Here is a 23,452-nt window from a genome sequence, read left to right as displayed (position 1 = left end):
CGCGTCGCACCCGCGCACAGGGGGTTCGCGTCGTACACGCGCACGCGGATCGCGTACGCGCCCGCCCGCCCCGTCAGGCCGCGTACGTGGCGTTCTGTGCCGTGGTCACCACCTTCTGGCCGTCGGCCTGGCTCAGCAGCCCGGCCGACACCCAGGAGCCGACGGTCGACTGCACCCGCGCCACCAGCGCCCCCTTGTCGGCGAACGGCGCCCCCGCCCAGATCTCGTCCAACAGGGTCGTCCCGTCGGACTTCGCCGGGTTGGCGACACCCGAGTCGGTGCCCCCGAGGACGACCTTCGGCTCGGAGCGCTTGACGTAGGCGTGGGTCGGATCCTCGCTCCCTTCGTGGAAGGGAGCGAATTCGGTGCCGTCCAGCGTGTAGTGCAGCGGCTTCCCGCTCACCGGCACGAGGGAGGGCAGCAGATCACCGGAGAGCCCCGCGTTGCGGTACAGCCCGACCGACAGATAGCTCGTGGCGCTGCTCCTGGCGACCAGGTTGACCGGTCCGTAGAACAGCGTCTGGAGCGACGGGTCGTCGAGCGCCTTCTCCACCCGTAGCCGGAACGGGATCGTCACCCGCACGACGTCCCCGGCGCGCCAGGTGCGCGAGGGGATCGTGAAGTAGCTCCCCGCGGCCGGCGTACCGCTCACCGCGCTGCCGTTGACGGTCACCCGGAAACCGGCGGTGGCCCAGGACGGCACTCGGAGCCGTAGTTCGAAGGCCGCGCTGCCGCCCCCGACGGTGATCGTGGAGCCCTGTTCCCGGGGGTAGTCGGTGCTCTGGGCGATCGTCACGCCCTTGGCGGACCAGTTCAGCGTGGCCGCGCTGTACAGGTTGACGTACAGCGCGCTGCCGTCGGCCTGGGTGAAGTACACCGAGTCCTGGTACTTGGTGGCGCTCTCCATGCCGGTGCCCTCGCAGCAGGTGGTGCCCTGCTTGGGGGTGTAGTCGCGCACATGACCGGGCTTCAGTCCGATGAAGTACGTGACCAGCGGTTTCTCGGCGTCGGCCTTGTCCTGCTTGGAGCCGAGGACCTGGTTGAGCAGAGCCCGCTCGTAGTAATCCATGTACTTCGGGTCCTGCTCGTGGAAGAACAGGCTCCGGCTGAGCTTGAGCAGGTTGTACGCGCAGCAGGTCTCGGCGTTGGTGTCGCTGATCGTCCCCGAGATGACCCCGCGAGCCTTCCAGAACTCGGCCGTACTGGTGCCGCCGATCCCGTACATGCGCTGCGGGATCACCATGCCCCAGAAGTTCTTCGCGGCGGTCAGATAGCGCGCCTCACCCGTCGCGTCGTACAGCCGGACGTAACCGGTCATGATCGGAATGTGCTGGTTGGCGTGGAGGCCGTCCAGGATGTCGGTGTCGGCGGCGCAGGCGTCGATGAGCCGGTCGAGGTCGAACAACTTGGCCAGTGCGAGGTGTTCGGCCTTGCCTGTGATCGTGTGCAGGTCGACGATCGCCTCGACGATGCCGCCGAACTCACCGCTGGAGAAGATGCCCCACATCCGCTGCAGCGTGGCGTCGGGCAACTTGGACAGCCGCGAGTACATCCAGTCGCACATGCCGGAGGCGAGGTCGAGCGCGCGGGCGTCGTCCGTGGCGAGGTAGGCGTCGAGCAGGCCCTTGAGGATCTTGTGTGCGGTGTAGTACGGCGCCCACACCTTGGTGTAGTCGGCGGTGGTCCGCGTCTCCAGGTCGATGAACTGCGTCTCCGGGTACGCCGCGAGGAAGCCGGGGTGGCTCGGCCCGCCCCAGGTGCGGCGCAGCGTGGCGGTCAGACCGCGTCCGGAGGCGTCGTCGAACGTGCCGCCGGAGGTCGCGAAGAAGTAGTACGACGCGAGGTTGCCGAGCCCCGCGGAGGACCTCTTGGCCTCGTTGGTCTGCAGCGAGGTGATCTCGGCCGTGGTCAGCGCCCTCGACCAGACGTTGAACTCGTCGAAGGCGCCCGCGAAGACCGGGTCGTCGGCGTAGTTCGAGCGGCCCAGCCAGTTGTTCGTCAAGGTGCCGAGGACGGACGGGTTGAGCGTCATCGAGGTGTTCTGGGCCACAGCGGTGCCGTTGACATACAGGGTGCCCGTGGTGCCGCTGATCGTGACGGCCAGGTGACTCCACTGATTGAGCGGCAGGGCGGCGGTGCCGTTGAGGGCCTGCTCCCCGCCCGCACCGCTGTTGGTGATCGCGAAACGCGGCACCCCGCTGCCGTTGCGGGAGGCCAGGTACATGTACCGGGTCGTGTTGTTGCCGAAGTCGAAGATCCTCTGCCAGTTGGCATTGTGGGTGGGCTTCACCCAGACCGACAGAGTGATCGCCGAGGCACCGCCGAGCACTGCGGCCGGCAGGTCGACGTACTGGTACGAGCCCCGGACGTTCTCGTGCGCGCCACCCCATTTCCCGCTGACGGCGAGCATGCGGGGATCTTTGCGCAGCGCCTCACGCACCTCGGTGAGCGCATCGACCATGGCGCGGATCTTGTCGGCGTACACCTGCTCTCCGGTGCTCGCGTACGCCTGCGCCAGCATCGTCAGGAAGTGCCCTGTGTAGTGGCCGCGGAGATTGCCGTTGGCCTCGCCGTCCAGGCCCTCCCAGCCGCCGGGGGCGACCGCGCCCTTGGTGGAGAGTCCGGCGTTGGCGCGGAAGACCTGCAGCAGGCGGTCGACGTCGTAGCCGCGGCCGTGGTCGAGCATCAGCTGCCGCTTGTCGGCGAAAAGGCCCTGGCCGAGCCGCACGTCCTTGAGCTCGAAGGGCCGCACCGACCAGGCGGACGGCACCGGGACCGTGGCGGCGGCCGCACGGCCGCCGCCCGCACCCAGGGAGACACCGGGTACGGCCGCGGCAAGCATCGCCGACTGGAGGAGGAAACGTCTGGAGAGGGGCGGTGCCATGTGCGCCTCGTCTCTGGCAGGGGTGGGGGGACGGACAAAGCGAGCAGCACGTTCGAAATCGCGAACGTTGTGCGAATTCCCGACCAGAAGATAGGTAGGCGGCAGACGAGCGTCAACGGTACTGACGGATTCCCTGAGGCCAACACCCCATATCGCATGGCCACTTGCACGCCCTCGGCACCGTTTCACGTGAAACATCGTCCGTGCCCGCATCTACGACGATTCACGCGATGCTGACTCCCCTGACACTCCCGACCGCGCGCACGGAGCACGGCACGCCCCCATGCCGCCCCGCACTACCGGAAGCCGAAAGCCCTTACCGAATCCCCTGAGAGACTCCTCACACTCCAGAGCCCTGGGCAGCCAGCCGACCTGCCGCTCCGCGCGCAGATCCGATGACAAAAGAAGCGGTCCCATCGTGATCACGATGGGACCGCTTCGCTGTGCGCGAGGGGGGAGTTGAACCCCCACGCCCTTGCGGGCACTGGAACCTGAATCCAGCGCGTCTGCCTATTCCGCCACCCGCGCATTAGGTGTGTCTTCAGGCCCCGTTCCTTGCGGTGTTGGCGCCTTCCGACATCGAGAAGATTAGCACGCTGGAGAGGGTGGCTTCACATCACTTGTCTCGCGGTCGGCCCCATGCCGCACCGCCTGGACCGGCCGACCAGTACGGACCGAACACACGCTCCCTCCTGCCACGTATCAACGAGTGCTGGTTCGCGTATCAACCTCGTACCGGTCCCGGCCATCTCCATGGGGGAGGGACGGGGCGCACAGTCCGGTGCGGGACACTGGTCTCGCGCCGCCTCTACGATCCTTGGCAGAGTTCGGACGGGGTAGTTCGAAGAGGAGCTCCGATGGGAATCCGGGAGAGGACCTCAGTGGGCGTCGAGGCCGGGTGATACCGGTCGACCGGGCCGACAGAGGGAACCAGCCGATTTCCCGGCGCGTGGATACGATCAGTAAGCAGTACCGATGCGGTACGCAGAGCGGTGACGACGGAGGAGGTGCCCCATGGGAGTCCTGAAGAAGTTCGAGCAACGTCTCGAAGGTCTGGTCAACGGCACCTTCGCCAAGGTGTTCAAGTCCGAGGTCCAGCCCGTGGAGATCGCGGGAGCACTCCAACGGGAGTGCGACAACAACGCGACCATCTGGAACCGCGACCGTACGGTCGTCCCCAACGACTTCATCGTGGAACTGAGCACGCCCGACTTCGAGCGCCTCAGCCCCTACTCCGGCCAGCTCGGCGACGAGCTCGCCGGCATGGTGCGCGACTACGCCAAGCAGCAGCGCTACACCTTCATGGGACCCATCAAGGTCCATCTGGAAAAAGCCGACGACCTCGACACCGGTCTGTACCGGGTGCGCAGTCGGACGCTCGCCTCCTCCACCAACCAGCAGGCCCCCTCGGGCGCCCCGGCGAGCCCCGCCGCGGGCCGCCCCGGCGGCTACGGCTACCCGCCCGCCGCGGCACCAGCGGGCGCCCCGCCCATGCCGGCCACGCCGCCGCCCGGCGGCCGCCCCGCCCCGCTCGGCCAGCGGCCTCCTGCCGCGCCGGCGGGAGGGGGGCGCACGCGCTACTGGATCGAGATCAACGGCACCCGCCATCAGATCTCCCGCCCGACGCTGGTGCTGGGACGCAGCACCGAAGCCGACGTGCGGATCGACGACCCCGGCGTCTCCCGCCGGCACTGCGAGATCCGGACCGGAACGCCCTCGACGATCCAGGATCTCGGATCCACCAACGGCATCGTGGTGGACGGGCAGCACACCACCCGCGCTACGCTCCGCGACGGCTCGCGGATCGTCGTGGGCAGCAGCACCATCATTTACCGGCAAGCCGAAGGGTGAAGCGGGGGCAATGTCAGAGCTGACCCTCACGGTCATGCGGCTGGGTTTCCTGGCCGTACTGTGGCTGTTCGTGATCGTGGCCGTGCAGGTCATCCGCAGCGACCTGTTCGGTACGCGTGTCACCCAGCGGGGGTCGCGCAGGGAGAGCGCGCGGCCGCAGGCGGCCGCCCGCCAGGCCGCGCCCCCGCAGCAGCGCGGCCAACAGCCCGCACCCCCCGCCGGCGGTGGCGGCCGTCGTGGGCGCAACGCCCCGACCAAGCTCGTCGTGAGCGAGGGCACGCTCACGGGGACCACCGTGGCGCTCCAGGGCCAGACCATCACCCTGGGCCGCGCACACGACTCCACGATCGTGCTGGACGACGACTACGCCTCCAGCCGGCATGCCCGGATCTACCCGGACCGCGACGGCCAGTGGATCGTCGAGGACCTGGGGTCCACCAACGGCACGTATCTCGACCGGAACCGACTGACGACTCCCACGCCGATTCCGCTGGGCGCGCCGATCCGCATCGGCAAGACCGTCATCGAGCTGCGGAAGTAGTGCTACATCATGAATAGGCGCGAGCGGAGCGAGCACGCAGGGGCAGCCCCCACCAGGGCTCCCGGCGCGCTCCCGACCGGAGGGTGGGCACCGTGCGGATGTACCCGGAGCCGACGGGCGAGGTGCGCATGAGTCTGTCACTGCGCTTCGCCGCCGGATCGCACAAAGGCATGATCCGCGAGGGCAACGAGGACTCGGGCTACGCCGGTCCGCGGCTGCTCGCGATCGCCGACGGCATGGGCGGTCAGGCGGCCGGTGAGGTCGCCTCCTCCGAGGTGATCTCCACCCTCGTCACGCTCGACGACGACATCCCCGGCTCCGACATCCTCACCTCCCTCGGCACCGCCGTGCAGCGCGCCAACGACCAGCTGCGCTCGATGGTCGACGAGGACCCGCAGCTGGAGGGCATGGGCACCACGCTCACCGCCCTGCTGTGGACCGGCCAGCGACTCGGCCTCGTCCACGTCGGCGACTCCCGCGCCTACCTCCTCAGGGACGGCGTCCTCACCCAGATCACCCAGGACCACACCTGGGTGCAGCGTCTGGTCGACGAGGGCCGCATCACGGAGGAGGAGGCCACCACCCACCCGCAGCGCTCCCTGCTGATGCGCGCGCTGGGCAGCGGCGACCACGTGGAGCCCGACCTCTCCATCCGCGAGGTCCGCGCCGGCGACCGGTACCTGATCTGCTCCGACGGTCTGTCGGGCGTGGTGTCCCACCAGACGATGGAGGAAACCCTCGCCAGCTACCAGGGCCCGCAGGAGACCGTGCAGGAGCTGATCCAGCTCGCGCTGCGCGGTGGCGGCCCGGACAACATCACGGTCATCGTCGCCGACGTCCTCGACCTCGACACCGGAGACACCCTCGCCGGGCAGCTCTCCGACACCCCGGTCGTGGTCGGCGCGGTCGCCGAGAACCAGCTGCACCTCCAGGACAACGGCATCATGCAGACCCCGGCCGGCCGGGCCTCCGGTCTCGGCCGTCAGGGGCACGGACAGGGCGGCGGCGGTGAGTTCGGTCCGCCGGGCTCCGGCGACACCACCGGGTACATGCCCGCGGCGGGAAGCTTCGGCGACTACTCCGACGACGACTTCGTCAAGCCGCGCAAGAAGCGCAGGTGGCTGAAGAGATCCTTCTTCGGCATCCTCGCCCTCGCCGTGGTCGGCGGGGGCCTGTACGGCGGCTACCGCTGGACGCAGACGCAGTACTACGTCGGTTCCAAGGACGACCACGTGGCGCTGTACCGCGGCATCAGCCAGGACCTGGCCTGGATCTCGCTCTCGAAGGTCGAGAAGGACCACCCCGAGATCGAACTCAAGTACCTGCCGCCCTACCAGCAGAAGCTGGTCGAGGCCACGATCGCCGAGGGCGGTCTGAGCGACGCCCGGAAGAAGATCGAGGAGCTGTCCACACAGGCGTCGGCGTGCAAGAAGAACGCCGAGCGCCGCGAGGCGGCGGACAACAACGCCAAGACGGGCGAGGGCGAGGCGGGCGGAGTCACGGGAACCACGAAGACCTCCCTGACGTCCAAGGCCACACCGTCCCCGACGTCGTCGACGTCCCCGACCCCGACCCAGACCCAGACCGCACCCACACCGTCGGCCGGCCCCACCCTCTCGGAGGAGGAGCAGGAGCTGGTCTCACGGTGCGGTGAGCAGTAGGCAAGCCGCGAGGGGCCCACGCACACCATGAGCAGTACTACCAACACGTCGACGCAGCACACGTCCACGATCGGCGCGATCGGCACACCGAGCCGACGCAACACCGAGCTGGCGCTGCTGGCGTTCGCGGTCGTCATCCCGGTGTTCGCCTACGCCAACGTGGGGCTCGCCCTGAACGACCAGGTGCCCGCCGGACTCGCCGCCTACGGCATCGGCCTCGGGGTGCTGGCCGGCATCGGCCATCTCGTCATCCGCAAGTTCGCGCCGTACGCCGACCCGCTGATGCTGCCGCTGGCCACGCTGCTGAACGGGCTGGGGCTGGTGGCGATCTGGCGACTGGACCAGTCGAAACTGCTCCAGCAGATCGGACAGGCCGGCGGCAAGGCGACCAACCAGCTGGTCTACACAGCGATGGGCATCGCGCTCCTCATCGCCGTACTGATCTTCCTCAAGGACCACCGCACCCTCCAGCGCTACACCTACATCTCCATGGCCGGCGCGCTGGTCCTCCTGCTGCTCCCCCTGGTGCCGGGCCTCGGCGCAGAACTCACCTACGGCGCCAAGATCTGGATCCAGGTCGGCAGCTTCACCATCCAGCCCGGCGAGTTCGCCAAGATCGTGCTGGCGATCTTCTTCGCCGGCTACCTGATGGTGAAGCGCGACGCGCTCGCACTGGCCAGCCGCCGCTTCATGGGCCTGTACCTGCCGCGCGGCCGCGACCTCGGCCCGATCATCGTCGTCTGGGCGATCTCGATCCTCATCCTGGTCTTCGAGACCGACCTCGGTACCTCGCTGCTGTTCTTCGGCATGTTCGTGATCATGCTGTATGTCGCGACCGAGCGGACCAGCTGGATCGTCTTCGGCCTGCTGATGTCCGCGGCCGGCGCTGTCGGCGTGGCCTCGTTCGAGATCCACGTGCAGCAGCGTGTGCAGGCCTGGCTGGACCCCATGGGCGAGTGGGAGCTCTCCAAGACCGTGGTCGGCCACTCCGCGCAGTCCATGGAGGCCCTGTGGGCCTTCGGCTCCGGCGGCACCCTAGGCACCGGCTGGGGCCAGGGCCACTCCGAACTCATCCGCTTCGCCGCGAACTCCGACTTCATCCTCGCCACCTTCGGTGAGGAACTGGGACTGACCGGCGTGATGGCGATCCTGCTGATCTACGGTCTGATCGTGGAGCGCGGCATCCGCACGGCCCTCGCCGCCCGCGACCCGTTCGGCAAGCTGCTCGCCGTCGGTCTGTCCGGCGCGTTCGCCCTCCAGGTCTTCGTCGTCGCCGGCGGTGTGATGGGCCTCATCCCCCTGACCGGTATGACGATGCCGTTCATGGCCTACGGCGGTTCCTCGGTCATCGCCAACTGGGCCCTCATCGGCATCCTGATCAGAATCAGCGACACCGCACGCCGGCCCGCGCCCGCGCCCGCACCGAACCCCGACGCCGAGATGACCCAGGTGGTCCGCCCGTCATGAACAAGCCCCTGCGCCGCATCGCGATCTTCTGCGGGCTCCTGGTCCTCGCCCTGCTCATCCGCAACAACTGGCTCCAGTACGTCCAGGCGGACTCTCTCGCCACCGACAAGAACAACCGTCGCGTGGCCATCGAGCGCTACGCCACGCCTCGCGGGGACATCATCGTCGACGGCAAGGCCATCACCGGGTCCGTCGCTTCCGAGGGGCTCGACTACAAGTACAAGCGCACCTGGAAGAACGGCGAGATGTGGGCGCCGGTCACCGGCTACTCCTCCCAGATCATCGGCGCCACCCAGCTGGAGAGCCTCGAGGACGGCATCCTCACCGGGAACGACGACCGGCTCTTCTTCCGGAACACGCTGGACATGCTCACCGGCAAGAAGAAGGAGGGCGGCAGCGTCGTCACCACCCTCAACGCCGCCGCGCAGAAGGCGGCCTTCGAGGGCCTCGGCAACAAGAAGGGCGCCGTCGCCGCGCTCGACCCCAAGACCGGCGCGATCCTCGCCCTGGCCTCCACGCCGTCCTACGACCCGTCCACGTTCGCCGGGATCAGCACCAAGGACAGCAAGACCTTCTCCAAGCTGGAGAAGGACCCCGACAAGCCGATGCTGAACCGCGCGCTGCGCGAGACCTACCCGCCGGGCTCCACGTTCAAGGTGGTCACGGCCGCCGCGGCCCTGGAGAACGGCATCGTCTCGGGCATCGACGACAAGACGAAGACCCCCGATCCGTACCAGCTGCCCGGCACGACGACCGACCTCACCAACGAGCACGGCGTGTGCAAGAACGCCAGCCTGCGGTACGCGCTGATGGTCTCCTGCAACACGGTCTTCGCGAATATGTCGCACAACGTCGGCAACGACAAGATGATCGAGCAGGCCGAGAAGTTCGGCTTCAACGAGGCAGAGATGGACGTCCCGGTCCGCGCCGCCGAGAGCGTCTACCCCGAGGACAACGATCCGCAGAACGCCATGGGCGGCATCGGTCAGGCCTCCAACCGGGCCACCCCGCTGCAGATGGCCATGGTCGCCTCCGCCGTCGCCAACGACGGCGAGCTGATGAAGCCCTACATGGTCGACCAGCTGCGCGCCTCCAACCTCGACATCATCGAGACGCATGAGCCCGAGACCCTGTCCCAGGCGGTCTCGGGTGAGACCGCCCAGAAGCTCCAGGACATGATGGAGACCGTCGTCAACGACCCTCAGGGCACGGGCGGCAAGGCGAAGATCAACGGTGTCACCGTCGGCGGCAAGACCGGTACCGCGCAGCACGGCCTCAACAACAGTGAGAAGCCGTACGCCTGGTTCATCTCCTACGCCCAGCTCAGCGACGGCAGCTCGCCGGTCGCCGTGGCCGTGGTCGTCGAGGACAGCGACGCGGAGCGTGGCGACATCTCTGGTGGCGGTCTCGCCGCCCCGATCGCGAAGAGCGTGATGCAGGCAGTGATCAACAGCAAGAAGTGACGCCGCTCACGTCGCCTTCACATCGGTGCACGTTGCGATACCGGTCCTGTATCGGGTGACGCGGTTGGCCAGGTCACAGAAGGCGAGCCGGGTACCGTATGCCCGGAGCACAGCCGCCGGACCACACATGGGTGCGGTCGGGACCGACGGAGAGGGCTGGTAGGAAGCTATGGAAGAGCCGCGTCGCCTCGGCGGCCGGTACGAGCTGGGCCAGGTGCTCGGCCGTGGTGGCATGGCGGAGGTCTACCTCGCGATGGACACCCGCCTCGGCCGCACCGTGGCGGTGAAGACGCTGCGAGCGGACCTCGCGCGCGACCCCACCTTCCAGGCCCGGTTCCGCCGGGAGGCCCAGTCGGCCGCCTCGCTCAACCACCCCGCGATCGTGGCGGTCTACGACACGGGCGAGGACTACATCGACGGGGTCTCGATCCCGTACATCGTCATGGAGTACGTCGAGGGCTCCACACTCCGTGAGCTTCTCCACAGCGGCCGCAAGCTGCTGCCGGAGCGGGCGATGGAGATGACCATCGGCATCCTCCAAGGACTGGAGTACGCCCACCGCAACCAGATCGTCCACCGCGACATCAAGCCGGCCAACGTCATGCTGACGCGCAACGGCCAGGTCAAGGTCATGGACTTCGGTATCGCCCGCGCCATGGGCGACTCCGGTATGACGATGACGCAGACGTCCGCTGTCATCGGCACCGCCCAGTACCTCTCGCCGGAGCAGGCCAAGGGCGAGCAGGTGGACGCCCGGTCCGACCTGTACTCGACCGGCTGTCTGCTCTACGAGCTGCTGACGGTCCGCCCGCCGTTCGTGGGTGACTCCCCCGTGGCGGTCGCCTACCAGCATGTGCGGGAGGAGCCACAGCCTCCGAGCGTCTTCGACCCGGAGATCACTCCGGAGATGGACGCCATCGTCCTGCGTGCCCTGGTCAAGGACCCGGACTACCGCTATCAGTCCGCCGACGAGATGCGTGCCGACATCGAGGCCTGCCTCGACGGCCAGCCCGTCGCGGCGACGGCGGCCATGGGCTCGGTCGGCTACGGCGGCTACCCGGACGACCAGCCGACCACCGCCCTGCGGGCCGACGCCGGAGCCACGACGATGCTCCCCCCCGTCGGCCCGGACGACGGTTACGGCTACGACGACCGCCAGGGCCGTCGCCGCCAGCAGCCGAAGAAGAACAACACCTCGACGATCCTCCTGGTCGTCGCGGGTGTGCTGGTGCTGATCGGCGCGGTCCTCATCGGCCAATGGATGTTCTCGGGCAACGGCACCGGCAACGACACCCTCAAGGCACCCAACTTCGTCGGGCAGAGCGAGGCGGAGGCGAAACAGGCCGCCACCAACGTCGACCTGAAGGTGACGACCACCAAGGACGCGTGCGAAGACGAGAAGACCGGCAATGTCTGCAAGCAGAACCCGGCCGCGGGCGACCCAGTCAAGAAGGGTGACACCATCGCCCTGGTGATCTCTACGGGTGCTCCGAAGGTCGCTATCCCTAACGTCATCGACAAGGACATCGACGCGGCCACCAAGTTGCTCGAAGACAAGGGCATGCAGGTCGAGACCGAGTCGACGGAGTCTTCTGAAGACCCCGGAACGGTCCTCAGCCAGGACCCCGATCCGGGCACGGAGTTGGAGAAGGGATCGACGGTCACCCTGGAGGTCGCCAAGGCCGAGGAGAAGGCCACCGTGCCGACCGTCACCGGCCGGAGCTGTGACGATGCCAAGTCCCAGATGGAGGCCAACAACCTCGTCGGCACCTGCACCGAGGTCGAGACCAGTGACCCCAACCTCGTCGGCAAGGTCGTCGCGACCAGCCCCGAGGCGGGCTCCGAGCTCAACAAGGGCGACACGGTCACCATCCAGATCGGTAAGGCGGCCGAGGAGGAGGAGCAGAAGGCCGAGGTCCCGAACGTCGTGGGACGGACCGTGGGCCAGGCCAAGCAGATCCTCCAGGCGTCCGGCTTCACCAACATCCAGTTCGCCAACGGCAGCGACCAGAGCGACACCGCGCTCGTCACCGACCAGGACCCCGACGGCGGCAACAAGGCCGACCCGGCCCAGACGACGATCACGCTCGCGTCGGTCGGTTTCGGCGGCAACAACGGCAACAACAACAATGGCGGGGGCGACGGCGGAGGCTTCTTCGGTTAGCGCCACCCGCCCACGGCAGAGGGACTGATTCGAGCCCGCTGTCCTGTACGACGAAGGAGCCCCGTCACCCTCCCTGAGGAGGGTGACGGGGCTCCTTCGTCGTCTCGATGTTTCACGTGAAACCGGATGTTTCACGTGAAACATGCCTACCGAGGAGCAAACCCGCCGCGCAGCTAGCGGAGTTCCTTCGGCAGTGTGCGTTCCGCGTTCACCCGTTCCACCCGCTCCAGCTCGCCCCACACGATGTACCGGTACCGGGACGTGTAGACGGGCGTGCAGGTGGTGAGGGTGATGTATTTGCCGGCCTTCTTCCTGCCGGACTCCTTGGGGATGTTCGAGAGGACCTTGACGTTGTACTTCGAGGTCTCGGTGAGGGTGTCGTAGACCTTGTAGACGTACCAGTTGTCGCGGGTCTCGAAGACGATCGAGTCGCCCTTCTCGAGCTTGTCGATGTTGTGGAACTTCGCGCCGTGTCCGTCGCGGTGGGCGGCCAGGGTGAAGTTGCCGTCCTTGTCGGAGCTGGGGAGGGTCGCCTTGACCGGATCGGTGTAGTAGCCGGCGACACCACCGTTGAGGATCTTGGGGGAGGTGCCCTTCTTCACCAGGACCTCCCCGTTCTTCATGGCGGGGACGTGCAGGAACCCGATGCCGTCCTTGGTGTCCAGGGCGCCCGGGCCGTCGTCCGAGGCCCAGGTGTCGCGGACCTTGTTCGCTTCCTTGTCCGCCTCGCGGTCGGCGAGGACGTTCGTCCACCACAGCGAGTAGACGACGAACAGACCGAGCACCAGGCCCGCCGTGATGAGGAGTTCACCGAAGACACTGACCGCCATGGCGATCCGGCTCATGCCGCGGCGCCGCGGCGTGGCCTCGGACGCGTCCGTCTTCTCTTCGGTGTCGTCAGTGGTCACTGCCACAGTTCTTCCGCCCTTGGTCGAGCCCCTACTGGACGAGCGCGTCGGGCTTGCCCTCGCTGCGCGGCCGTTCCTCCACCATCTTGCCCCACACGATCATGCGGTACTTGCTCGTGAACTCCGGCGTGCACGTGGTCAGCGTGATGTAGCGACCCGGCTGGGTGAAGCCGGAGCCCGGGGGCACGGGTTGGAGCACGCTGACGTTCGACGGCGGGGTCACCGGCAGGATCGAGGCCATGTCGTAGACGTAGTACGTGTCCTGCGTCTCCACGACGATCGGGTCGCCCGGCGCGAGTCGGTTGATGTACCGGAACGGTTCACCATGGGTGTTGCGGTGGCCGGCGATACCGAAATTACCCGTCTTGTCCTCGGGCATCGCCGTCTTGATGCTGTTCTCGTCGTAGTGGCCGACCATGCCGCGGTCCAGGACCTTCGACTTGCTGATGCCCTCGGCGATCGGCACGACGACGTCCAGCTTCGGAATGTGCAGGATGGCGAAGCCCTGCCCGGGTTCGAAGGCGCCCGGAGCGCGCTTGCCGCTCTTCCACTCCTCCTGGAGGCTCGTCGCCTCCCGGCCCGCCTGCTGATGGGCGCGGATGTTGGACCACCAGAGCTGATAGGTGACGAAGAGCAGCATCACCACGCCGGTGGTGATGAACACCTCGCCGATGACCCGGCTCGCGATCACTCCCGCGCTGGGCTTGCGTGCCCGCGCCGCCCGTCGCGCCTCGACCCTGGAACGGGGCGACGGCCGCCCGTCCTCTCCTAAGCCCTCCTCGGGCCCCTGAGCGGCTCCGGAGCTCGCGTGGGCCCCCGGGGAGCCCCCGTGCCTCCCGTGCCGTCTCGCGGCCTTACGGCGGGCCGCACGGCCTCCGGGAGCCGGGGGCGCGGGTATCGGCTCGGCCGCGGCGGCTATCCGTCGTGCCTCCTCCACCCGGAGCGCCACGGTCTCCTCGTCGATCGGAGGGTGCTGCAGAGCGGTCTCGGTCGGGGTGCCGCCTCGGGTGCCCGCCGGGCCGGCCGTGTCATAGGTCTCGTACAGCCCCTCGGACGCGGGCTGGGGGCGCGGCTCGTAGGTCTCGTACGGCTCGTACGGCTCGAACGGAGGCTCCGCGTACGGCTGCTGCTGCCCGAACCAGTCGTCCTGCCCGTACTGCGGGGTCGGTTGGGCGGTCCACTGGCGAGGATCAGCCGTGTCACCGAACGGTGCCCCTGGCTGGAAGGCCTCCGCCTCGAACGACTCGGCGCCCCCGTACGCGGCCTCGCCGCCGTAGGGGGCACTCTCGCGCTCGGGGCGCAGTGCCGTCACGCCGTGGCCCTGCCCACCACGGGGGCGAGCCCCGTCGACCTGGCCACGGCCCCTTGGTCACCGCACTCGGCCAGCCAGTTGGCGAGCATGCGGTGGCCGTGCTCGGTGAGCACCGACTCGGGGTGGAACTGCACGCCCTCGACCGGCAGTTCCCGATGCCGGAGGCCCATGATGATCCCGTCGTGCGTGCGCGCCGTGATCTCCAGCTCGGCCGGCACGGTGGCCGGCTCCGCGGCCAGGGAGTGGTAGCGGGTGGCGGTGAAGGGGGTGGGCAGGCCCGCGAAGACCCCCTTGCCCTCGTGTTCCACCAGCGAGGTCTTCCCGTGCAACAGTTCGGGCGCGCGGTCCACGACACCGCCGTACGCCACCTGCATGGACTGCATGCCGAGGCAGACTCCGAAGACGGGGACGCCGGTGGCGGCGCAGTGGCGGACCATGTCGACGCAGACGCCGGCCTCCTCGGGGGTGCCCGGCCCGGGGGACAGGAGCACTCCGTCGAAGCCGTCCTGGGCGTGGGCGGTCGCCACCTCGTCGTTGCGCAGCACCTCACACTCGGCGCCCAGCTGGTACAGGTACTGGACCAGGTTGAAGACGAAGCTGTCGTAGTTGTCGACGACGAGGACCCGGGCGGGTCGGGCGGCACTCACTGGTCGTTCACCGTCACATCGTTGAAGGGCAGCAGGGGCTCGGCCCAGGGAAAGACGTATTGGAAGAGGACATAGACGACGGCCAGGGTCAGCACGATGGAGATCAGCGCCTTCAGCCACGCGTTACCCGGCAGATGTCGCCAGATCCAGCCGTACATGCCGTCCCTTCCTTCACACCACGGCACCGGACTCACGCCGTACCGCCACCAGACTAACGGCGCAGTGCCTCCGGTTTCCCTGACTCCACAGGCTGTGTGGAATCCAGATGGCCCCACACGATGAGCCGATGGCTGTGTCCCCACTCCGGGTCGCACGTCGTCAGCGTCAGATAGCGACCCACGCGCGTGTAGCCCGATTTCGCCGGCACGGGGTCGATGACCTGGACGTCCGTGGGCAATGTCCGGTAGGGCCCCTTGTCGATGACGTACGTGAACCAGTCCGCGCCGTCGGTCAGGACGACCTCGTCACCGGGGCGCAGCTTGGAAAAATCTTTGAAGGGATCGCCGTAGGTGCGGCGGTGGCCGGCGACCGCGAAGTTCCCCTTCTGTCCCAGCTGCGCGGTGTTCGCGTAGTGGCCGAGCCCTTTCTTGAGAGTGTCCGTCTTCGTGCCCTCCAGGACGGGCTTGTTCCACGTGAAACCGAGACGCGGGATGTACATGAGCGCGAAGGCCTCGCCGCTCTCGTACGGGGCGGGCGGCTCCGGAGCCGCCGAGGGGCCCGGGCCGGACGTCGGCCCGACCGGCTGCCGCGCCCACCGGTCCCGGAGCAGGTCGACCTGGTGGTCCATCTCGGTGTCGGCTTTCACGCCGGTCCAGAACAGCACGTAGACCACGAAGAGCACGATCAGGGTGCCGACGGTGATGCAGAGCTCGCTGGCCGTCCTCACGATCACGCGCACCGACACGGGCCCCCCGGCTGCCGTCACTCCACGGGCTTCGCGTACTTCAGATCCACTGTGCCCGAGTAGCCGGGAAGAGTCACCGGCCCGTCCTCGGTGACTTTCCAGCCCAGCCCGTAGACGTTCACGTACACCATGTAGTTCTGGATGGCCTCGCTGGCGGTGAGCGCCTTCTGGAGCTTCTCAGGGTCACCCACGGCCTGGATCTTGTACGGCGGTGAGTAGACCCGGCCCTGGAGGATCAATGTGTTGCCGACGCAGCGGACGGCACTGGTGGAGATCAGCCGCTGGTCCATGACCTTGATGCCCTGGGCGCCGCCCAGCCACAGGGCGTTCACCACGGCTTGCAGGTCCTGCTGGTGGATGACCAGGTAGTCGGGCTGCGGTTCGGGGTAGCCGGGGAGTTTGGCGGTGGCGTCCGGCGGGGCGTCGTTCAGGGTGACCGTCAGGGCCTGCCCCTTGAGCTTCTGGGTGCCGGCGTTCTTCTCCAGCGCCTTGAGCCGGGCGTCCTCGGCCTTGGTGCTGCCGTCGTCCCGCTCCGCGAGGGCCTCCACGTCGTCCCGGAGCACCGCGTTGGACTCGTCGAGCTGCCCGTTCTTGTGGCTGCGCTCCTGGATCAGGTCGGAGAGCTTCAGCAGGGAGGCGTCCGTGCGGATATTGGTGCCCTTGGCCGTGTCGAAGCTGGTGAAGAAGATCAGCCCGGCGAGGGCGAAGACCCCGACGGTGAGCACGCGCACGGGCCGGAGACCACCTCTGAAGGAAGTGCCGGAACCCGCCTCGGGGGAGTCGGCTGAATTGCTCAACGTACCCTTATCTCCTTAGGCGCCGCGGAAGCACTACGCTAACGGACGCCCGGGGGAGCATTCAGTGTCCCCTTGTACGCTGCCCCGGAGCCCGCCACAGTTCCCTGCGCGGCCACGCAGCGCATCGACAGGAGAGACCCTCGTGCCGAAGTCACGTATCCGCAAGAAGGCCGACTACACGCCGCCGCCGTCCAAGCAGGCCACGAACATCAAGCTGAACAGCCGTGGCTGGGTGGCTCCGGTCATGCTGGCCATGTTCCTCATCGGGCTCGCCTGGATCGTCGTCTTCTATGTGACGGACGGCTCGCTGCCGATCGACTCGCTCGGCAACTGGAACATCGTGGTCGGCTTCGGCTTCATCGCCGCCGGATTCGGCGTCTCGACCCAGTGGAAGTAGTGGTCTCCGCTCGGTGGAGGTAGTTCTCCCCAGAGCAATCCACGGAGTTATCCACAGGCGTTTTCCACAGTGGGGAAAAAGAACGACGATCTGTGGATAACTCACTGGGCGTTGACGCCGGTACGACTGACCTACCGGCACCCGCAAACATGTTCGCCCCCTGCCTGACCTGCGAAAACGCAGGTGAGCGACAGGGGGCACACCTGTTCCCGCACCCTATGCACAAGATCCGCCACGGTCTGTGGACAACAGTGCTGTAACGGTGTCGACGGAGCGCCCGACCGGTGACGGTCCGGCATCACCTCAGGTCAGCTGCGCGGTCCTCAGCAGAGTCATGACGACCACGGCCAGCAGGACCAGGACACACGCGCCGTATTGGATCAGCGCCCGTCGCTCACGCGGCGCGTGCACCATCGCATAGCCGATCAGCACACCGCCGACGAGACCGCCGACATGGGCCTGCCAGGCGATGCCGGACCAGCCGAAGGTGATGACCAGGTTGATGACCAGCAGGATGATGACCGGGCGCATGTCGTACTTCAGCCGACGCATGAGGACGGCTGTCGCGCCGAAAAGGCCGAAGATGGCGCCGGACGCGCCGAGCGTCAGTTGGTTCGGCGCGGCAAGCAGGTAGGTGAGCGCACTGCCAGCGAGGCCCGAGGCGAAGTAGAGGGCCAGATAGCGGGCTCGACCGAGGGCGGCTTCCAGCGGGCCGCCGATCCACCACAGGCTGAGCATGTTGAAGGCGATGTGCATGACACCGCCGTGCAGGAACATCGACGTGACCAGCCGGTACCACTGGCCTTCGGCGACGCTTTGGATTGAGCCGAGATCGGAGTCCCAGGCCCGTCCGACGAGGGCGAACCGCTCGGCGACGGCGTCGCCGATGGCTTGCTGCACCAGGAAGAGCAGCAGATTCGCGCCGATCAGGATCTTGGTGAGGAGCCGGGGATCGGCGGCGACCGTGCCCCCCGCGAGAGTGCGCGGGTCGGAGGCCGAGGGCGCGTGGCCCGTGCCGGAGCCGTCGCGGACGCACTCGGGGCACTGGAAGCCGACGGAGGCGCTCACCATGCACTCGGGGCAGATGGGGCGCTCGCAGCGGGTGCAGCGGATACCCGTCTCGCGGTCCGGATGCCGGTAACAGGTGGGCAGGCTCTGCGCGTCCTGCGGGCTGCTCGGCACCTGATCCATCGGGCCCCTCCGTCTCCTGGGTGGAACGCATCGCCCCGCTCATCCTTACGGATGGGCGGGGCGATTGGTTCCCTTCGGGACCTTGTGAACCTTTCGGGGTCCGGTCCCGGTGGAGAACCGTTGATGCTCGACCCGGGCGGCGGGCCCGAGGGCTCAGCCCTGGCGGGTTTCGACGACGACCGACTCGATGACGACGTCGTTGACCGGACGGTCGGTGCGCGGGTTGGTCTGGGCGCCGGCGATGGCGTCCACGACCTTCTGGCTGGCCGCGTCGACGACCTCACCGAAGATGGTGTGCTTACGGTTCAGCCATGCCGTCGGGGAGACAGTGATGAAGAACTGCGAGCCGTTGGTCCCCGGGCCGGCGTTGGCCATGGCCAGCAGGTAGGGCTTGTCGAAGCCGAGGTCCGGGTGGAACTCGTCCGCGAACTGGTAGCCGGGACCACCGGTGCCGTTGCCCAGCGGGTCACCGCCCTGGATCATGAATCCACTGATCACCCGGTGGAAGACCGTGCCGTCGTAGAGCTTGTCCGTGGACTTCTGGCCGGTGGCCGGGTTGGTCCACTCACGCTCGCCCTGGGCGAGCTCGACGAAGTTACGGACCGTCTTGGGCGCGTGGTTCGGCAGCAGCCGCACCTCGATGTCGCCATGGTTGGTCTTCAGGGTGGCGTAAAGCTGCTCTGCCACGATCTGCCTTCCGTTGTCCTTTGTGACTGCCCCGATCCTCGCACGGACGACGCCGTCCGTCCCCCGACGCCCACGCTCTTGTACGGCGGGCGCACGGAAAACTGGCCGAGTACCCCCGGTACCGGCGCGCTTCGCGGCGATCCGTGGCATTGTCGGCCCTGTCGTGGACAAGTTCCCGTTGTCCCGCATTCATCCTCTATTGCACGTGACCGGATTCATGAGCGGCTCCTGTCGATGATCGGCCGGGGTCGAGACCATGACCCGGATGCCCGCCCGCACATGCCCCGGAGCGCTCCGAGAGGCATGATCCCCAAAAGGGTGGAAAGTCGAATTACGTACGCCACCGAGGAGGAGGATCCCGTGACCCGCATCGACAGCGTGCGCGCCGCGACCGGCTCGGCGAAGGACAGCGTGCTGCACGCCGCGGAAGTGGTGGCGCCCTACGCCGACACGGCCAAGGACAAGGCCTCGCACTACGCGCAGGAGGCACGTGTACGACTCGCGCCGAAGGTGTCGCAGGCCGCGGAACAGGCACGCGTCCAGTACGGCGCCCATGTCGTCCCGCGCTTGGAGCAGGCTCGCACGCATGTACCGCCGAAGGTCGACCACGCGGCCCATGAAGCCGCCGCACGCACCCGCAAGGCGGCCCGCCAGGCCGCCGACTACTCCCGTCCCCGTATCGAGCAGGCCGTGGCCGCCGCCGGCCCCGTCCGTGAGGAGGCCACCGCTCGCAGTGTCGCGGCGCTGGCCGCACTGCGTGGGCAGGTCTCGCCAAAGCAGATCCAGCGGCTGGTCCGCAAGCAGCAGCGCCGGGCGAGGCTCGGCCGTGCCGCCAAGGGCGTGGCCATCCTGGGCGTCCTGGCGGGCGGCGCCTTCGCCGCCTGGAAGTGGTGGGACAAGCAGGCCAACCCCGACTGGCTGGTCGAGCCCCCCGCCGCTACCGAGGTCTCCGACTCCGGTCGCCTGACCTCCGTGGACGGCAGCGGTCAGTCCGTCCTCGACCCCGAGGTCCAGGCCAAGCAGGCTGAGGACGAGGCCGCCGACCGGGACAACCGCCACTGAGAACCGACTGAGCACCCACTGAGCACCGGCAGCCGAGGGCATTTTTCCCACGGGTGTCCGCGGCGGAGGATGCGTTCCTTCCCGACTCGGCCCTGCCCGAGGGTGCGTTCGGCGGGACATCTTTCAACAGCCCTGTGGGGCAGAAGACTTGCGGGTCTTCTGCCCCACAGGGCTGTTTCACGTGAAACAGCACCGCCTCGCTAGGCCCAGCCGCCCCACCGGCCGGAATGTATTGATCCGGTTGCGAAGGGTGACGCACACATTCAGCCGCCCATCCTTGTGACCCAGAACACTGGTTTCGCATATGCGCACGTCGACACGTGCCACCATCCATTGCCCCGTTCCAGCGGCGTTGTCTCGGCCGAGTGCACAGATAGCGATCGCGATGAACCCCTCCCGGGGCACCACCGCCGACCCTGGTTCCAGAGGCAGGAAAAAGACCGGGCCGGATGTCGTACGACATCCGGCCCGGTCCGCTGTGGAGCCTAGGGGAGTCGAACCCCTGACATCTGCCATGCAAAGACAGCGCTCTACCAACTGAGCTAAGGCCCCGGAAGGGAAGCATGCGCCCGGAGAGAAGGACCACCGGGAGGCTTCGCAGACCAGAGTACCGGGTCACCCCCGGGATCTCGCAAAAAGATTGGGGGTCCCCGTGAACGACCACTCTCCGTAAGATGCTCGTCGTGGTTCGCTACAGCGAACCACGGTATTTGGGGAAGCGATGGGGAGACGCAATGGACGCCGCACAACAGGAAGCGACCGCAAGAGCCCGGGAGCTGCAGCGGAACTGGTACGGAGAGCCGTTGGGGGCGCTCTTCCGTAGGCTCATCGAGGACCTGGGTCTCAACCAGGCCCGGCTCGCGGGGGTGCTGGGCCTGTCCGCACCGATGCTGTCGCAGCTGATGAGCGGTCAGCGTGCCAAGATCGGCAACCCGGCTGTGGTCCAGCGGGTGCAGTTGCTGCAGGACCTGGCCGGTCAGGTCGCGGACGGCAGCGTGAGCGCCGCCGAGGCGACCGAGCGCATGGACGAGATCAAGAAGTCGCAGGGGGGATCGGTGCTCAGCAACACCACGCAGTCGACGACGAGTTCGGGGGCGCCCACGGTGAAGCGGGTCGTCCGCGAGATCCAGTCGCTGCTTCGCTCGGTGGCGGCCGCGGGCGACATCATCGAGGCGGCGGACACCCTCGCCCCGACCCACCCGGAGCTGGCAGAGTTCCTCCGGGTGTACGGCGCGGGCCGCACCTCGGACGCGGTGGCGCACTACCAGTCCCACCAGAACTGAGCCCAAGGCCCGGTCCCCGAAAGGGGGTTCGGCGACCGGGCCGAGGCCGAAGAGGGGACAAGGGGTCTGTAGGCCCCTCGTGAGCCACGGCGTCGTGGACGTAGGCTCCGCGCAAGAACCGGAATCAGGAACAGCAACAGAGCGGCAGGGGGACAGAAGCGGGTACAAGCTCCGAGGGAAGCCGGGCACGTGCGAGCCGGCTCCGTGGAGGGCGGTGCGAGCGCCGTGCCCTCCGCCGACGGGCAGCCAAGAGGGGAGCCGAAGGGGGAACGACGCACAGCCATGGGTGAGGTCTTCGCCGGCCGGTACGAACTGGTCGACCCGATCGGGCGCGGGGGAGTCGGCGCGGTCTGGCGCACCTGGGACCACCGCCGCCGCCGCTATGTGGCCGCCAAGGTTCTGCAACAGCGCGACGCGCACGCCCTGCTGCGTTTCGTCCGCGAGCAGGCCGTACGGATCGACCACCCGCATGTGCTCGCCCCCGCCAGCTGGGCCGCCGACGACGACAAGGTCCTGTTCACCATGGACCTGGTGGCCGGAGGATCACTGGTCAACCTCGTCAACGACTACGGTCCCCTTCCGCCCTCCTACGTCTGTAACCTGCTCGACCAGCTGCTGTCCGGCCTCGCCGCCGTGCACGCCGAGGGCGTCATCCACCGCGACATCAAGCCCGCCAACGTGCTGCTGGAGGCCACGGGCACGGCCCGCCCCCGCCTGCGCCTGTCCGACTTCGGCATCGCCATGCGTCTCGGCGAGCCCCGCCTGACCGAGACCAACTACGTGGTGGGAACGCCGGGTTACTTCGCTCCCGAACAGATGCTGGGCGCAGATCCGGACTTCCCGGCCGACCTGTTCGCGGTGGGCCTCGTCGCCCTGTACCTCCTGGAGGGCGCCAAGCCCGACGCCAAGGCCCTCATCGAGCACTTCGCCGCCCATGGCACTCCGAAGGCGCCGCGAGGCATCCCCGAGCCGCTGTGGCAGGTCATCGCCACGCTGCTCCAGCCGGACCCCAACTCCCGCTTCCGCACCGCCACAGGCGCCCGCAAGGCCCTTGCCGCCGCCGTCGAACTGCTGCCTGAGCCGGGGCCGGACGACGAGCTGGTGGAAGTCTTCGACCAACTCGGCCCGCTTCCCACGGGGTTCACCCCCGAGGGCCCCCTGCACAGGGCATCGGGGCTGGACACAACGGGCACGAGCACCGGAACGGCGTCCGGCACGGACGCGACACCACCACCGCCTCACCATCCGCCGACATACGGCCCGCCGCCCATGGGCCCACCGTCCCAGCCCGGGAAGGGCCCCGCGCTACCGGCACAGCTCCCAGGAGCCGCCCCTCAGCCCCCGTACACGGCCACGGGCTCCATATCTCCGCCCCCCATGCCCACCACCGCCCCGCCCCAGACCGACTCCTCCAGCTCCGGCAACACATCAGGCATTGGCTCAGGCAACCGCGCAGGCAATGGTTCCGGCTTCGGTGCCGGTCCCACGGACACCGACCCTCGCACGGGTTCAGGCGTCGGCACGGGGCCAGGAACCGGTCACTGGCCCCGAGATCCCGGCCCCGCGTCTTCGACGTCTTCGGCCCACTCCGGTCAGCCGTCGCCAGAGCCGCCGAGCTCCGCCGTACCACCGCGCCCCGAACGCGCCCCTGCACCTCTGCGGCCCTCCACGATGTCGGACACCGGCAGCTTCCATCTGCCTCCGCCCCAGGTGCTCACCGCCGACGCGCCGTCGCGCCAGGTCGAGCAGCACGCCCCCGGTCCTGGCCACCCACAACAACAGCCCGAGCAGCAGGCCAGTACCAGTACTCCGGCCGGGACGGCTCCCGTCCGAACAGCCCCGGCGCAACATCCCGAACCCGCGCATGTGCCCTCCCCCCAGGCGCACCCGCCGCTGGGCCCCTCTCAGGCCCCGGCCTCGGCGGTGCAGCAGCACGCGTACGCCTCTACTGGTTCATACACCGCTCGGCCCTCGCAGGTTCCACGTCGGTCCAGAGCGCTTCCCCGGCGCCGTCCCGGCCCGCCCGTCAAGGTCGTCGTCCCGGTCCTGCTGCTCGCCCTGGCCTGCTTCGCTGTGGGGTTCTGGGCACTGAGCCGACTCTGATCCCGGGGGCCTGCCGACCCCGATGCCCCCACCGACCCACCGACCCACCGACCCACCGACCCACCGACCGTAGAAGATCCCCATCTCGGCCACCCCCCGCCCCCCGACCGACGCGCCACCCACACCCGTG

Annotated in this window: 19 protein-coding genes and 2 tRNA genes; 10 read left to right on the top strand and 11 right to left on the bottom strand. The window is 68.3% G+C overall.

Annotated elements, in window-relative coordinates:
* Positions 1-73: 73 nt before the first annotated feature.
* Both PUR53_RS29720 and PUR53_RS29715 read right to left on the bottom strand, forming a co-directional pair.
* Positions 74-2,884: a beta-L-arabinofuranosidase domain-containing protein gene (locus PUR53_RS29720; protein ID WP_329910209.1), complete on the bottom strand. Its 2,811-nt coding sequence runs from the start codon at positions 2,882-2,884 to the stop codon at positions 74-76.
* 444 nt (positions 2,885-3,328) lie between these two features.
* Positions 3,329-3,412 (bottom strand) — tRNA-Leu (locus PUR53_RS29715).
* Positions 3,413-3,898: 486 nt separating this feature from the next.
* Between PUR53_RS29715 and PUR53_RS29710 the strand changes: the two genes are divergently transcribed.
* The 6 genes from PUR53_RS29710 to pknB all read left to right on the top strand — a co-directional run bounded on the left by PUR53_RS29710 (position 3,899) and on the right by pknB (position 12,031).
* Positions 3,899-4,735 carry a DUF3662 and FHA domain-containing protein gene (locus PUR53_RS29710; protein WP_329901795.1) on the top strand — a complete coding sequence of 279 codons (837 nt, stop codon included), beginning with the start codon at positions 3,899-3,901 and terminating at the stop codon, positions 4,733-4,735.
* Between the two features lie 10 nt (positions 4,736-4,745).
* Positions 4,746-5,276: an FHA domain-containing protein FhaB/FipA gene (locus PUR53_RS29705; RefSeq protein WP_045558537.1), complete on the top strand. Its 531-nt coding sequence runs from the start codon at positions 4,746-4,748 to the stop codon at positions 5,274-5,276.
* Positions 5,277-5,404: 128 nt separating this feature from the next.
* A complete protein-coding gene (locus tag PUR53_RS29700) occupies positions 5,405-6,937 on the top strand; it encodes a Stp1/IreP family PP2C-type Ser/Thr phosphatase (RefSeq protein ID WP_329901796.1) in 1,533 nt (510 codons plus the stop codon).
* A gap of 27 nt (positions 6,938-6,964) precedes the next feature.
* Complete coding sequence (locus tag PUR53_RS29695; protein ID WP_239755870.1) at positions 6,965-8,404, top strand: FtsW/RodA/SpoVE family cell cycle protein; 1,440 nt, start codon at positions 6,965-6,967, stop codon at positions 8,402-8,404.
* A complete protein-coding gene (locus PUR53_RS29690) occupies positions 8,401-9,867 on the top strand; it encodes a peptidoglycan D,D-transpeptidase FtsI family protein (RefSeq protein WP_329910208.1) in 1,467 nt (488 codons plus the stop codon). Before PUR53_RS29695 ends, PUR53_RS29690 begins: the two co-directional genes overlap by 4 nt.
* Positions 9,868-10,036: 169 nt before the next feature.
* Positions 10,037-12,031 carry a Stk1 family PASTA domain-containing Ser/Thr kinase gene (gene pknB, locus PUR53_RS29685; protein ID WP_329910207.1) on the top strand — a complete coding sequence of 665 codons (1,995 nt, stop codon included), beginning with the start codon at positions 10,037-10,039 and terminating at the stop codon, positions 12,029-12,031.
* 173 nt (positions 12,032-12,204) lie between these two features.
* On the opposite strand, the gene PUR53_RS29680 is transcribed toward pknB, so the two are convergent.
* From PUR53_RS29680 to PUR53_RS29655, 6 genes are read right to left on the bottom strand one after another with little or no spacing between them, the layout of a single operon-like run.
* Positions 12,205-12,945 (bottom strand): class E sortase, encoded by a 741-nt coding sequence (locus PUR53_RS29680; RefSeq protein ID WP_329901800.1) that lies wholly within the window; start codon positions 12,943-12,945, stop codon positions 12,205-12,207.
* Positions 12,946-12,970: 25 nt separating this feature from the next.
* The gene (locus PUR53_RS29675; protein WP_329901801.1) at positions 12,971-14,251 is read right to left on the bottom strand and encodes a class E sortase; all 1,281 of its coding nucleotides are present in this window, start codon (positions 14,249-14,251) and stop codon (positions 12,971-12,973) included.
* Positions 14,248-14,898, bottom strand: coding sequence for an aminodeoxychorismate/anthranilate synthase component II (locus PUR53_RS29670; protein WP_239755865.1), 651 nt, complete (start codon positions 14,896-14,898; stop codon positions 14,248-14,250). The genes PUR53_RS29675 and PUR53_RS29670 overlap by 4 nt, the downstream gene beginning before the upstream one ends.
* Positions 14,895-15,056 (bottom strand): hypothetical protein, encoded by a 162-nt coding sequence (locus PUR53_RS29665; protein ID WP_033530583.1) that lies wholly within the window; start codon positions 15,054-15,056, stop codon positions 14,895-14,897. The genes PUR53_RS29670 and PUR53_RS29665 overlap by 4 nt, the downstream gene beginning before the upstream one ends.
* Positions 15,057-15,109: 53 nt before the next feature.
* Entirely contained in the window at positions 15,110-15,802 is a 693-nt protein-coding gene (locus PUR53_RS29660; RefSeq protein ID WP_329910288.1) for a class E sortase, read from the bottom strand.
* Between the two features lie 17 nt (positions 15,803-15,819).
* Entirely contained in the window at positions 15,820-16,599 is a 780-nt protein-coding gene (locus PUR53_RS29655; RefSeq protein ID WP_329910206.1) for a DUF881 domain-containing protein, read from the bottom strand.
* 142 nt (positions 16,600-16,741) lie between these two features.
* Here PUR53_RS29655 and crgA point away from each other — a divergent pair, with 142 nt between their 5' ends.
* Positions 16,742-16,996, top strand: a complete 255-nt coding sequence (crgA, locus tag PUR53_RS29650; RefSeq protein ID WP_045558527.1) for a cell division protein CrgA — start codon at positions 16,742-16,744, stop codon at positions 16,994-16,996.
* A gap of 303 nt (positions 16,997-17,299) precedes the next feature.
* Here the strand turns inward: crgA and PUR53_RS29645 are convergent, their stop codons facing one another.
* Together PUR53_RS29645 and PUR53_RS29640 are read right to left on the bottom strand one after the other, a co-directional pair.
* Positions 17,300-18,187, bottom strand: a complete 888-nt coding sequence (locus tag PUR53_RS29645) for a rhomboid family intramembrane serine protease (RefSeq protein WP_329910205.1) — start codon at positions 18,185-18,187, stop codon at positions 17,300-17,302.
* Positions 18,188-18,340: 153 nt separating this feature from the next.
* Complete coding sequence (locus tag PUR53_RS29640; protein ID WP_152170211.1) at positions 18,341-18,874, bottom strand: peptidylprolyl isomerase; 534 nt, start codon at positions 18,872-18,874, stop codon at positions 18,341-18,343.
* 360 nt (positions 18,875-19,234) lie between these two features.
* On the opposite strand from PUR53_RS29640, the gene PUR53_RS29635 reads away from it, so the two are divergent.
* Positions 19,235-19,936: a DUF5324 family protein gene (locus PUR53_RS29635; protein WP_329910204.1), complete on the top strand. Its 702-nt coding sequence runs from the start codon at positions 19,235-19,237 to the stop codon at positions 19,934-19,936.
* A 479-nt stretch (positions 19,937-20,415) separates the two neighbouring features.
* Here PUR53_RS29635 and PUR53_RS29630 read toward each other — a convergent pair.
* Positions 20,416-20,488: transfer RNA gene (locus tag PUR53_RS29630), tRNA-Ala, on the bottom strand.
* 182 nt (positions 20,489-20,670) lie between these two features.
* Between PUR53_RS29630 and PUR53_RS29625 the strand changes: the two genes are divergently transcribed.
* Both PUR53_RS29625 and PUR53_RS29620 read left to right on the top strand, forming a co-directional pair.
* The gene (locus tag PUR53_RS29625; protein WP_033530590.1) at positions 20,671-21,219 is read left to right on the top strand and encodes a helix-turn-helix domain-containing protein; all 549 of its coding nucleotides are present in this window, start codon (positions 20,671-20,673) and stop codon (positions 21,217-21,219) included.
* Positions 21,220-21,501: 282 nt separating this feature from the next.
* Positions 21,502-23,322, top strand: a complete 1,821-nt coding sequence (locus PUR53_RS29620; protein WP_329901805.1) for a serine/threonine-protein kinase — start codon at positions 21,502-21,504, stop codon at positions 23,320-23,322.
* Positions 23,323-23,452: the final 130 nt, after the last annotated feature.

The organism is Streptomyces sp. SP18BB07, from assembly GCF_036322545.1.
In the GTDB taxonomy this organism is placed as follows: domain Bacteria; phylum Actinomycetota; class Actinomycetes; order Streptomycetales; family Streptomycetaceae; genus Streptomyces; species Streptomyces deccanensis.
This window is presented reverse-complemented; position numbering and strand designations above follow the sequence as displayed.

Bases quoted from the DNA above. Each gene is read 5' to 3' on its own strand.
- PUR53_RS29695 (WP_239755870.1), top strand. From the start codon at position 6,965: ATGAGCAGTACTACCAACACGTCGACGCAGCACACGTCCACGATCGGC.
- PUR53_RS29705 (WP_045558537.1), top strand. From the start codon at position 4,746: ATGTCAGAGCTGACCCTCACGGTCATGCGGCTGGGTTTCCTGGCCGTA.
- pknB (WP_329910207.1), top strand. From the start codon at position 10,037: ATGGAAGAGCCGCGTCGCCTCGGCGGCCGGTACGAGCTGGGCCAGGTG.
- PUR53_RS29700 (WP_329901796.1), top strand. From the start codon at position 5,405: ATGAGTCTGTCACTGCGCTTCGCCGCCGGATCGCACAAAGGCATGATC.
- PUR53_RS29690 (WP_329910208.1), top strand. From the start codon at position 8,401: ATGAACAAGCCCCTGCGCCGCATCGCGATCTTCTGCGGGCTCCTGGTC.
- PUR53_RS29645 (WP_329910205.1), bottom strand. From the start codon at position 18,187: ATGGATCAGGTGCCGAGCAGCCCGCAGGACGCGCAGAGCCTGCCCACC.
- PUR53_RS29720 (WP_329910209.1), bottom strand. From the start codon at position 2,884: ATGGCACCGCCCCTCTCCAGACGTTTCCTCCTCCAGTCGGCGATGCTT.
- PUR53_RS29620 (WP_329901805.1), top strand. From the start codon at position 21,502: ATGGGTGAGGTCTTCGCCGGCCGGTACGAACTGGTCGACCCGATCGGG.
- PUR53_RS29710 (WP_329901795.1), top strand. From the start codon at position 3,899: ATGGGAGTCCTGAAGAAGTTCGAGCAACGTCTCGAAGGTCTGGTCAAC.
- PUR53_RS29665 (WP_033530583.1), bottom strand. From the start codon at position 15,056: ATGTACGGCTGGATCTGGCGACATCTGCCGGGTAACGCGTGGCTGAAG.
- PUR53_RS29625 (WP_033530590.1), top strand. From the start codon at position 20,671: ATGGACGCCGCACAACAGGAAGCGACCGCAAGAGCCCGGGAGCTGCAG.